3 protein-coding genes and 1 pseudogene are annotated in these 13,245 nt (G+C 52.8%); all 4 read right to left on the bottom strand.

Annotation, left to right across the window (positions count from 1 at the left end):
- Positions 1–62 precede the first annotated feature (62 nt).
- Positions 63–824, bottom strand: a complete 762-nt coding sequence (locus AC53GJ_RS01725; protein WP_496730806.1) for a phytanoyl-CoA dioxygenase family protein — start codon at positions 822–824, stop codon at positions 63–65.
- A gap of 51 nt (positions 825–875) precedes the next feature.
- Positions 876–4,283 (bottom strand): non-ribosomal peptide synthetase, encoded by a 3,408-nt coding sequence (locus AC53GJ_RS01720; RefSeq protein ID WP_496730805.1) that lies wholly within the window; start codon positions 4,281–4,283, stop codon positions 876–878.
- The gene (locus AC53GJ_RS01715; RefSeq protein WP_496732749.1) at positions 4,271–11,731 is read right to left on the bottom strand and encodes an amino acid adenylation domain-containing protein; all 7,461 of its coding nucleotides are present in this window, start codon (positions 11,729–11,731) and stop codon (positions 4,271–4,273) included. Before AC53GJ_RS01715 ends, AC53GJ_RS01720 begins: the two co-directional genes overlap by 13 nt.
- Positions 11,732–11,887: 156 nt before the next feature.
- Positions 11,888–13,228 (bottom strand): annotated as a pseudogene (locus AC53GJ_RS01710) (non-ribosomal peptide synthetase); the annotation flags it as partial.
- Between the last annotated feature and the right edge of the window lie 17 nt (positions 13,229–13,245).

Below are 13,245 nucleotides of genomic sequence, written 5' to 3'. Positions count from 1 at the left end.
CCGCAGTTCTTTAAACAAACTGCACGACTAAAACAACGTTTACGAACAATAACCAGCGTACATCAAGGGTATGAGCATAAAAACTCTGGCCGATTCGACCTTTTTGAACCTACATTTTTTATTTCGTTATATGTGAACAGGAGTAATTTCCTGTCATTTGCACTCATATTATTTGTACTGCCGTGCACCAGCCTGGAATGAAAAACAACAACATCCCCTGCCTTCCCGGTAAACGCTGAAACCCCATTCTTTTGTTGTAAATCCCGACAGACATGGTCAGGAACCTGATAACTCAATTCTTTCGATACATCGCTCTCCCAACTGTGATGATCCGGATCAATGCCTTGCATGGATTCAGACAACTCACCTAAATTATGTGTCTTTGGGATAAACCATAACGGGCCAGATAAGTAGTCAGCATCATCCAGCAAAATAGCAATAGTGAGCATGTTCGGCGTTGGAATAAAATCCAGTCGATTCCAGAATATAAAATCCTGATGCCAGGGCCAGTCATCCCCGGCAATGCTTTGTTTCAGGTTGATTTTCGATTGATGTATATAAGAACGTCCATTCAGCAGATGGTCAGACATTCTTATAAAAGTCTCGTTTTTAGCCAATGCAGAAAAATACTCGCTATACAAATGCATTCCGTGTACAGCTCTTAACATTCCATTTTTTTCAAACGAAACACCAAGTTCGATCTCTGTGACGTATGTATTAACGCTGGCATTTATTTCATCAATCGTATGTTGATCAAACATTCCTCTAATAAAGAAGAAGCCATTTTCACAATACGCTTTGTACTTTTCCTGAAGGTCATCCATATAAAATCCTTTATTTTATTATTATTCAATAACATTAATCATGTCGTTACTTTATATAAAGCCTTCTTCGACACAGTCGTCCGCAAACTGGCCATGTTCTGTTGTATTCAGCAACATCGAGTCCAGATAACCGGCAATCACATGCAGCTGCGGGGCACTAAACAATACGTGCAACGGTAAATCTACCCCCAGTTGCTGCCGGATTTGACTCGCCAGCCGTGTTGCTAATAACGAATGCCCGCCCAACATAAAGAAATTGTCCAGCCGGCCAACCTGCTCTATTGCCAGCAACTGTTGCCAGATCCCGGCTAAAACTTGTTCGGTAGCCGTTTGCGGAGCTTGATACACCAACTGTTGACTACGGATATCTGGCTTTGGCAGGGCCTTGCGGTCAATCTTGCCATTTGCATTGAGCGCAAATTTCTCCACCGCGACGACTGCCGCAGGCACCATATAAACGGGTAGTAATGTTGTTATTTCCTGCTGCAACTGCACGACATCCAATGCCGCATCGGCACGCACATAAGCGACCAGCCGCAGATCGCCGGCAGCATCCGGTACCGCCATCACCAGACATTCCGCAACGCCACATTGGCGCAGCGCATGTTCTACGTCGCCAAGCTCGACGCGAAATCCGCGAATTTTCACCTGAAAATCATTCCGTCCCAGATATTCCAGTGTGCCATCCTGACGCCAGCGCACCAGATCTCCGGTCTTGTATAGACGAGGCCCACTGACTGGCAACACAGCATAAAACGGATTTTCAATAAAACTTTGCCGGGTTAATTCCGCCTCTCCCAAATAGCCAGTTGCCAAACTTTGTCCCGCCAGATAAAGCTCACCGACCACTCCGCGCGGCACCAGTTGCAAGCTGCTATCTAAAATCAGCGTCTGTACATTTGCGATCGGATGACCTATGTCGGGTAAAGCCGGCCAACTGCCTGGCAAACCGGTCAGCCGTTTTGCGGTGACAACATGGGTTTCGGTTGGACCATAGTGATTGACTAACGCGATGTGCGGATTGGCACTGAAAAAATCGGCCAGCACAGGACTAATTTTTAACTGTTCAGCGGTTGACACCAGGCAGCGAATTTCTGGCAGCAAAATGTTGCCTTCAACACAGTAAGTCGCCAATGCCACTAACATTGCATAAGGCAGGTTTAACACTGACAACTGATCGGCTTTAATCAGCCCAGTCAGATAGGCTGGATCATATTGCTGCCCGGCCGGGATCAGTGTCAGACAACCGCCATGCCCCAAGGTCAGGAAAATGTCAGTAAAACTCATATCAAAGCCAATCGAAGCAAACTGCAACATGCGTTTCGGACCTTGTAATAAAGGCTCGTGGTGCTCTATCCCTGCGAGAAAACTGGCCAGCGCACCATGCGACATTTCAACAGCTTTTGGTTTACCCGTTGAACCTGAAGTATGCAGCACATACAGCGGCAGCGCTGGATGCCAGTTGGGCAGTTCAGGTGGCTGCGTAGCCATAATCTGCGGGATCCCGGCGATAAGTCGGACCGCACTTTCACTGAAGCGACTGGCATTCTGCTCATCACTGAGCAACAGTAAATCCGGATAACTGCTTAAAATTTGCAGTAACCTTTCATCAGGCAAACTGGGGTCTAATGGTACATAACAGCAACCGGCCTTCAGAATAGCCAGCAGGGTGACTATTTGTGCAAAGCCCCGTTGTACACAAAACGCGACCAATTGGCCTTGCTGGCATGCATAACGGTCACGTAACAGCAGCGCTAGGCCATTCGCATGCTGATCCAGTTGCTGATAGCTGTAATGAAATTCGGATTCTTTTAACGCAATCTGTTGCGGGAACTGTTGTGCATAGGACTCAAACCTCTGTTGTACCGGCAGTGCTGTAACCTCAAGTTGCGGCCCCTGACTTAATTGGAATAACTGCTGCTGTTCACTGCGACTGAGTAGAGTCAGCTGTCTGATCGGCGACGTCTGAGCGGCTAACGCTGCCATCACCAGTTGGTTAAAATGCGCCGCCAGTTGTGTCATAGTCGCAGCAGTAAATAAATCCGTGCTGTATTCCCAGTTCAGTAACAGCTCCTGGTCTGTTTCCGCCACATTCAGCGTCAAATCAAACTTCGCACTGCTCCATTCACCTTCCAGCGTCGTTAATTGTAAGCCCGGTAATTCAAGTGTTGCGTCTTCAGTATTTTGCAGCACCAGCATCACCTGAAATAACGGATGATGACTCAGACTCCGCTCCACCTGCAGCACTTCCACCAGCTTCTCAAACGGCACCTGCTGATGGGCATACGCCCCCAGACAGGTCTCCCGGCTCTGCCGCACTAAATCTAGCACACTCGCCTGCGCATCCACCCGGCTTCTGAGCACCAGCGTATTGACAAAAAATCCGATCAGCCCTTCGACTTCTACCTGCTCCCGGTTCGCCACCGGACTGCCCAGCACAATCTCCGTTTCATTGCTGTACCGCGCCAGCAACGCACTGAACAGCGCATGCAAGCCCATAAATAACGTCGCACCTTCGGCCTGACACAACTGCTTCAGCTGCGCTGTCACCGCTGCGTCCAGCACTGTCTGCACGCTGCCGCCGGCAAAACTCTGCTGCTTCGGTCGGGCATAGTCCAGCGGTAAACTGTGTAGCACCGGCACATCCGCCAGTTGTTGTTGCCAGTAGTCCAGTTGCTGCGCCAGCACCTCACCCTGCAGATAATCACGCTGCCAGCGCGCATAATCGCTGTATTGCACCGGCAACGGCGCCAGCCCGGCACCAGCACCTGTCACCGCAGCCTGATACAACTGTGCAAACTCACGTGTGAGAATGGCCATCGACCAGCCATCCGACGCAATATGGTGCATATTCGCCACCAGCACATGCTGCTGCTCGCTTTGTTTAATCAGGCTGGCACGCAGCATCAGATCCCGGCTTAAATCAAACGGCTGCGCCAGCATAGACCCCACCAGCGCCTGCACGGCAGACTGCTGCGCCGCCCCTGTCAGCGTCGACACATCTTCCACTGCTAACTGGATCACCGCATCTGCCTGCACCTGCTGGTACGGCTCACCGGCGCTGTCTTGCAGGAAGATGGTACGCAGCACCGCATGCCGCGCCACTATCTGTTGCAATGCACTGTGCGCCGCCGTCAAATCCAGCTGGCCCTGCAACTGCAGCACCACCGGCATATGATAATGGCTGCTGCCGCCATCAATTTGATCCAGCAGCCACAACCGTTGCTGGGCAAACGACAACGGCAACGGCCCTTGCTGCGAGCTAGCCTGGATCGGGGGCAAAGCACTATCTTGCAGTAAATGAATAATGTCTGCTTTATGCAGCCGAATAAACTGACGCCATTCTTCAGATAGCTGCGTCAGGTCACCACTGACAATGAGTTTGTCGCCTTTAACATCAAAACCAATCCCTAAATGGCTCAGTCGCAACATTTGTGCTTTAAAACTTATAGTTCCCATACATCTTCTCCTGTTGCAACCCGGCGTAAACTGTTTTTAAGCGCCAGTTCTCGTTCAATGTATTCAGCCAGCGAACTGAGTACAGGTTCGGCAAAAATTTCTGCCAGCGGAATTTGCACTGACCATTGCTGCTGGATTTGGCTGGCCAGCCGCGTTGCCAGTAACGAATGCCCACCCAGTGTAAAAAAGTTATCCAGACGTCCCACCCGTTCCACCTGCAGTAACTGTTGCCAAAGCGCTGCCATTGCAATTTCCACAGTTGTAACCGCAGCTTCGAACTCAGCCTGTATCAGGCTGAAGTCTGGTTGCGGTAACGCTTTACGATCAACCTTGCCATTGGCGGTGAGTGGCAGCTTTGTTAACCGCACCAACCAAGCGGGCACCATATAGTCGGGTAATTCCGCCATCAGTTGGTCGCGCAGTCTCTGCGTATTATCCACAGCCGAACCGTCAGTGTAATAACCCACCAATTGCTGATTGCCGCTGCTATCGGTCCGGGCGACCACCACTGCTTCACTGACAAAGTCCAGCTTCTGCATACAAGCTTCAATTTCGGTCAGTTCAATTCTGAAACCACGGATTTTGACCTGGAAATCATTGCGGCCTAAATACTCAAGCTGGCCATCAGGTAAACGACGGACCAGATCGCCAGTTTTATACATCAGTGCACTGCTGTTGAGCGCCGGACGATAATATGGATTCGCGACAAAACGTTCTGCTGTTAAATCTGGCCGGTTCAGATAGCCTTTGGCGACTCCGGCGCCCGCCAGATACAGTTCACCAACAACGCCAACCGGGCATAACTGCCCCAACGGATTCAGAACCAACAGGCTGATATTCGGCAACGCATACCCAATACTGGCAGGCTGATCAGGCGATACTGTTTTTAGCGTCACCAGCGACGAGCATTCGGTCGGACCATAACCATTCAGGAGCTGTGGCAATGGCTCGGTACGTCCGAACCACTGCGTGATGGCTGCCGGAGATAACTTCTCCCCACCCACACTGATCAGCCGAATACAGGACGGTAGTGGCCACTGCGGTGCATTGACCAGCTCCTGCCAGAATGCGGTAGGTAAGGTCAGCACTGTTAACTGATAGTCTGTACAACGACGCCAGAACTCGGCCGGACCGGATAACCACTCTGCACTGCGCAGTACCAAAGTACAGCCATGGCACAAGGCACCAAACACTTCCTCCACCGACATATCAAAACTGGCAGACGCAAACTGCAGCAGCCGATCTGCCGGTGTTAACTGATAATATTGCCCCAGATTATGGACCAGATTGAGCAAGCCCCGCTGCGGGACCATGACGCCTTTGGGTTGACCGGTTGAACCTGAGGTATAAATCACATAGGCTAGTTGCTCAGGGTTCAGGCCGGTGGCAGCTATTACCGTTGATGGATATGCTTGCACTGCGGCGGCAAATGACGGGTTATCCAGACAGAGTGTCGTGGTCGGCTTATCCGCAAAAATACTCAGTTGCTCAGTCTGCGTCAGGATCAGCGTCAGACCGGCATCATCACGCATGTACCTTAAGCGTTCAGCTGGATAAACCGGATCGAGCGGAACATAGGCGGCTCCTGTTTTCAGGATAGCCAGCATACAGATCACCAGCTCTGGTGAACGCGGCAACGCCAGCCCAACCAGCATCTCAGGCCGCAGTTGATAGTGCTTAATCAGATAGTGTGCCAGTTGATTCGAGCGGGTATTCAGTTCCGCATAACTGAATTGCCGGTCCCCACAGATCAGGGCCACAGCTGCCGGAGCCAGCTCGGCTTGCTGTTCAAATAGCTGATGAATCTGCAAGCCAGAAGGACAAACTGCGGCATTGTCATTCCAGTGTTCGAGCTCAGCCAGCTCAGTTGCACTGCACAAGGCTAACCGCTGGACTGATTGCTCTGGTGCCGCTAACGCGGCGGTCAGCAATTGGCGGAAATGCCCTGCCAGACGCACCATGCTGTCTTCGTTAAAAAGGTCGCCTTGATAAACCCATTGCAGCGTCAAGCCATCAACGGTCTCTGTAGCCACCAGCATGAGATCAAACTTACCACTGTTGCCAGCATGGCCAGGCAACATGCTGGATTGCTCCTGCAATACCAGTTGTAACTGATACAGCGGTTGATAGCTCTGGCTACATTCCACTTGCAACGCAGCCACCAGTTGTTCAAAAGTCACTTGCTGATGATCGTAGGCTCCCAGACAGCGGTCCCGGCTTTGCCGCACTAAATCCAGCAAACTGGTTTCTGCGTCCACCTGACATCTGAGCAGCAGTGTATCAAGCCTAGTTCCGCTTCGGCGCTCCTGGCCCGCAGGTGCCGGCAGCTCGACCGGGCAACCCACGACGATATCAGCCTCATTGCTGTAGCGAGCCAGCAATGCACTGAACAGCGCATGCAACCCCATCAGTAAGGTCGCACCTTCGGCCTGACATAATTGTTGCAACGCTGCCGTCAGCACCGGGTCCAGCCGACTGTGGACTGCTTCTGCGGCGACACGCTGCTGCAGCGGCCGCACTTTATCCAGCGGCAGACTGTGCAGCACGGGCAGATCCGCCAACTGCGAACGCCAGTAGTCCAGTTGCTGTGCCAACACAGCCGCTTCGGCACTGATTTGCTGCCACTGTTGAAAACCAGGGTATGTGGCAGCCAACTCGGCCTGTTCTGCCGGCAGCAACATCGACAATGCAGCCATGCTCTGTTCAGGTGCCCATTCCAGTGCATCTAGCATACGGCACAGCATCAGTTGCACTATCCGCAACACCATGGCAGCCCGTTGCTCACCAACAGCATCCACTGTGACGACTAGGCCGGTGTGAGACTCATCAACATTCAGGGACAATGGGTAATGCGTATTTTCCTCATTCCACAACAATGTCGTCCCGGCAGGGACCGGAATATTCTCATCAGAGTGTCGATAATTCAGCAAACTCCCAAATAATGCCGTACCAAGCGGTACCTTTGTCAGTTGCTGCATTTCTGCCAGCCCCATCTGCTCATTCAGCATCAACTGTTCCAGTTGTTGCTGCAATTGCAGTAAAGCTGAGTGCGCCGGCGTCGCGTCCAGTTCGATCCGAACCGGCAAGGTGTTGATCGTTGGTCCGACGACCATAGCCGCAGCATGTTGATCCAGCATGCGACCAAATAAAACTGTCCCGAAAACAATGTCTTGCTGCGCGCAGCAGAACCGCAGGGCTGCGCCCCAGACCAGATGGAATAACACCGCCGGACTGGTGAAGTGCTGTTTGACGATACGGCGCAGCCGTGCTGTGTCCATCGCATCTAAAGCGAAAGTCGCAGTTTCCGGCTGTTGCATGGCCGCCTCTGACAGGCCAAACGGATATGACGGTTTAGCAAATCCGCCGAACAAATGGCTAAAATACTGCATATCCCGCTGTTTGCTGGCCAGATGTTGCTGATATGCTACATAGTCACGGAACTGACGAGGCACGGCTAACTTGTCGGCGTCCCGATATAACAGGGCAAATAATTCAGCGTAGATCAATTCCAGACTGACATGATCACAGATCAGATGATGAACCTGCAGTAACAGATACCCGGCTTCCGAACCTGGCTGACGACCCACAATCACATGCACTAACGGTGCTCTGGCCGGATCCATACGGCTGACCAAAGACAACTTCAGCCGCTGGATCACTTCTTTTTCAGTCAGCTCTGCATCCAGTTCAATCTCGCGCAGCGACAATGGAGCCTGACGCAAGACCACCTGCACCGGGCGACTGATGTCCTGCCAGACCAGTTGCGTTCTTAACACATCGTGCCGGGCAAACAACTGTGACAAGGCCTGCAGTAATTGGGCATACATCTCAGTTGAATCCAGTCTGACAAGGCTATTCAGAATGTATGCATCTGCGGTGGTGTTCAGCAGATAGTGGAACAAAAATCCTTCCTGCAGGTTTGTCAGCGGATAGATATCCTGAATGTTTGCCATACCGCCATTGACTTGAGCTGCAATACTCGCCAGCTCAGTCGCATTCAGGGCAACCAGCGGTAACATCTCAGGCTGGATTTGCTCACAGTCTGCCGGGATAAGATTGACCGGGGCGATAAACCGTTCAGCGGCGGTGTCTGACGTGTCCAGCGCCCGGGCCAGCGCTCCCAGCGTCTCAGTTTCAAACATCTGACGGACTTCAATCATCAGACCTTGTTGTCTGGCTTGGCTGATCAATTTCATCACCAGTAATGAATGTCCGCCCAAGGCAAAGAAATTATCCAGCATGCCTACCTGTTCCAGCCCCAGAACCTCCTGCCACAATTGCGCCAATATTTTTTCAGTCGGACTGCTGGCGGGCAGATAACTTGCGAGTTGCTGCGCTAAATCAGGTTCAGGTAAGGCTTTTCTATCCAACTTACCATTTGCGGTCAGCGGAAACGCTTCAAGCAACATAAAGGCTGCCGGGATCATGTAATCCGGTAACTGTGATTTCAGATAAGCGCGTAACGTTTCTGCTGCAACCGGACTGCTGCCAGCCTGCATCGTCAGATAAGCAAACAGCCGCGTCAGTCCCGGTCCATCCGTTCTGGCCAATACCAGGACATCGTCAATACCAGGATACTGGCTGAGTTTACTTTCAATATCCCCTAACTCAACCCGGAATCCCCGTACTTTTAACTGATTATCCAGCCGGCCAACAAACTCAATATTGCCATCCGGCAGATAACGGCCAAGATCGCCGGTACGATACAGCCGGCTCCCCCATCCCGGATGCTGCACAAACTGTTTTGCTGTCAGCTCTGCCGCCTGATAGTACTCGCGGGCAATTCCGAGTCCGCCAATAAATAACTCACCAGTGACCCCGAGCGGATTAGGTTGCAGCGCACTATTTAATACATAAAACTGCTGCCCTGACAATGGCTTACCATAAGGCACACTTCGTAAGTGGCTGGTGTCAAAGGTAATAGGATAGTGAATGGACCAGATGGATGCTTCAGTCGCACCACCCAGGCTGTATAACTCGGCTGCAGGAAAGGCCTGCCACAGGCGTTGTGGTAAATTCGTCGGGATCCAATCCCCGCTCATCATCACAACTCGCACCGCTGGCCTGACGAGTTCCGGCTGGCTTTCCAGTTGCTCAACCAATAAACCTGCAGACAATGGCACTGTATTCCACAGGCTGATACCATGCTGAAAAACCTGTTGTCGCCAGTGTGCCGGATCCCGGGCCAATGCATCAGTTGGAAACACGACGGTGCCACCTGCCGCCAGAATACCAAAAAAATCGTAAACGGATAAATCAAAACTTAACGCCGACACAGCCAGCACTTTGTCCGCTGCGGTCACACGATAGCGCTGATTGATATCAAGCAAAGTGTTCACGACCGCAGCATGCTCAATGGCCACACCTTTGGGCACCCCTGTCGAACCGGATGTAAATATCACGTAAGCCAACTGATCCGGACGTTGCACAGGCACAAAAGCGCTGGCCTGTGCCAGCACAGAGATCACATCAACATCAGTACAGACATCGGCCAGCTCATATTGCACTAAATTGTCCAGCGTCACTCGGTGCTCTGGCCGTTGCAATAACAACAAACTGACACCGGCGGTCTGAATGATTTGTTCACAGCGTTCAACTGGCCAGTTGGTTTCGAGCGGCAGATAAGCACCGCCGGCCAGCAAAATAGCCAGGGTTGCAATTAACTGTGCTCTGCCTTTTGGTAACCGCACGGCGACTAACTGCTCGGGAACAACACCAAACGTCTGTAATGTGCCAGCCAGCTCTGCAGCGGCTGCATAGAGCGCAGCATAGGTCAGACTCCCGTTTTCATCATGCAGCGCTGTCGCATCCGGCGTCAGGATCAACTGACGAATAAACAACTGGTGCATACACAGATCGGTCGGATGTTGCAGTAACGACCTATTCCAGTGCCTGATATCCGCCAGTTCCTCTGCACTTAGCAACGCGACCTCATGCACTGACTGCGCAGGCATGGTTAATGCGCCTGTCACCAATCGATTAAAGTGCGCAGCAATCCGGTTGATAGTGGCAGTTGTAAACACATCGCAGTTATAGTTCCAGCTCAGTTGCAGTCCTGTCGCCGTCTCTGTTACGTTCAGTGTCAGATCAAATTTGGCACTGTCCCATTCCCCTTCCAGTGCCGTTAATTGTAAGCCCGGTAATTCAAGTGTTACGTCTTCAGTATTGTGCAGCACCAGCATCACCTGAAATAACGGATGATGACTCAGACTCCGCTCCACCTGCAGCACTTCCAGTAACTGCTCAAACGGCACCTGCTGATGGGCATACGCGCCCAGACAGGTCTCCCGGCTCTGCCGCACTAAATCTAGCAAACTCGCCTGCGCATCGACCCGGCTTCTGAGCACCAGCGTATTGACAAAAAATCCGATCAGCCCTTCGACTTCTGCCTGCTCCCGGTTTGCCACCGGACTACCCAGCACAATCTCCGTTTCATTGCTGTACCGCGCCAGCAACGCACTGAACAGCGCATGCAAGCCCATAAATAACGTCGCACCTTCGGCCTGACATAGTTGCTTCAACTGCGCTGTTGTTGCCGAACCTAGTTCACTCTGCACACTGCCGCCGGCAAAACTCTGCTGCTTCGGTCTGGTCTGATCCAGCGGTAAACTGTGCAACACCGGTACATCCGCCAGTTGCTGTTGCCAGTAGTCCAGTTGCTGCGCCAGCACCTCCCCCTGCAGATAATCGCGCTGCCAGCGCGCATAATCGCTGTATTGCACCGGCAACGGCGCCAGCCCGGCACCAGCACCTGTCACCGCAGCCTGATACAACTGTGCAAACTCACGTGTGAGAATGGCCATCGACCAGCCATCCGACGCAATATGGTGCATATTCGCCACCAGCACATGCTGCTGCTCGCTTTGTTTAATCAGGCTGGCACGCAGCATCAGATCCCGGCTTAAATCAAACGGCTGCGCCAGCATGGACCCCACCAGCGCCTGCACGGCAGACTGTTGCGCCGCCCCTGTCAGCGTCGACACATCTTCCACTGCTAGCTGGATCACTGCATCTGCCTGCACCTGCTGATACGGCTCACCGGCGCTGTCTTGCAGGAAGATGGTGCGCAGCACCGCATGCCGCGCCACTATCTGCTGCAATGCACTGTGCGCCGCCGTCAAATCCAGCTGGCCCTGCAACTGCAGCACCACCGGCATATGATAATGGCTGCTGCCGCCATCGATTTGATCCAGCAGCCACAACCGTTGCTGCGCAAACGACAACGGCAACGGCCCTTGCTGCGAGCCTGCTGCGATGGCCGGTACCGCCTGCCCCTGTTCCGCGGCATCCAGCAGCGCCGCCTGGCCTGCCAGCTGTCCCTGTTCAAACAATTGTCGCAACGCCACAGTCACCCCCAACTGCTGCCGGATCTGGCTGGCCAGTCGCGTCAGTAATAACGAATGTCCCCCTAGGGTAAAGAAGTTATCCTGTCGGCCAACCCGCGCCACACCCAGTAATGGCTGCCACAGCTCAGCCAGCCGCTGTTCTGTTGCGGTCGCCGGGGCCTCATACACCGCCAGTTGTCCGCTCAGGTCCACTGTTGGCAACGCTTTACGATCGATCTTGCCATTGGCACTTAATACAAACTGCGTAACCTGTACCAGCCAGCTTGGCACCAGATGCGCAGGTAGACTCTGACTTAACCGCTGCCGTAACGTCTCCACCGGTAAGTCTGCCGCCTGGTAATACCCCACCAGCCCCTGGTGCCCCATACTATCGCGCTGAGCACTGACCAGCGCCACCTCTGCACCACAACGCTGTAACGCCGCTTCAATTTCCCCCGCTTCGATCCGGTAGCCCCGGATCTTCAGTTGAAAGTCATTCCGCCCCAGGTAATCTATATTCCCATCCGCTAACCAGCGGACTAAATCGCCGGTCCGGTATAACCGACCTTCAGCAAATGGATTCCGGACAAACCGCTCTGCCGTCAGTTCCGGCCGGTTCAGATACCCCCGCGCCAGACCGACACCTGCGATATACAACTCTCCAACCACACCAATAGGGCACTGCTGCATAGCCTCGTTCAGGATGTACAGCTGAATGTTATGGATCGGTCGTCCTATCGGGACTATCGTTTTATTGTCAGCCACAACATACTGCCCGCAATCCCAGTAGCTGACATCAATAGCTGCTTCCGTTGGGCCGTAGAGATTATGCAGCTCTACCGACGGACATTGCTGCCTGAATGCTTCAACCTGACCGGCCAATAACGCTTCCCCACTGCAAAACACCTGCTGGATACTGTGGCACTGCCTCAACACCTGACTGCTGAGCATACTGCTGAGCATTGAAGGTACAAAATGCAGCTTGGTGATTGCGGCCTCATTCAACAACGCAGCCAAATAGTGCGGATCTTTATGTCCATGCGGTTTAGCCAGCACCAGCGCCGCGCCGACACTCAATGGCCAGACAAATTCCCATACCGAAACGTCAAAACTAAATGGTGTTTTTTGCAAAATACGATCTGTGGCACCACATCCATAGTGCCGCTGCATCCAGTCTATCCGGTTCACCAGTGCACGGTGCTCCACCATCACCCCCTTCGGCCGGCCGGTCGAACCTGAGGTATAAATCAGATAAGCCAAGTTGCTGGCTGTCAGCGCTGTGAGTTGCGGATCAGTCACTGGGTAACCGGCGATATGCAGCTGCAGTCTGGGATCATCCAGTTGCACCATACCAGGCAAGTTTAACTCGGCCTGTGCTGCCATACTCAGGATCACAGACAACTGTGCATCCTCTGCCATAAAGACCAGCCGCTCCGCCGGATAATCTGGATCCAGTGGCAGGTAAGCGCCACCGGCTTTAAGGATCGCCAGCAGACCAATCACCATTTCAAATGATCGCTCCAGGCAGAGTCCAACCAGTACATCAGGGCCAACCTGATGCTGAGCTCTCAGATAGTGTGCCAGTTGATTCGCTCTGGTATTCAGCTCCGCATAACTGAGCTGTTCGTCGCCACACA

The organism is Rheinheimera sp. B2H12, from assembly GCF_059620065.1.
This window is presented reverse-complemented; position numbering and strand designations above follow the sequence as displayed.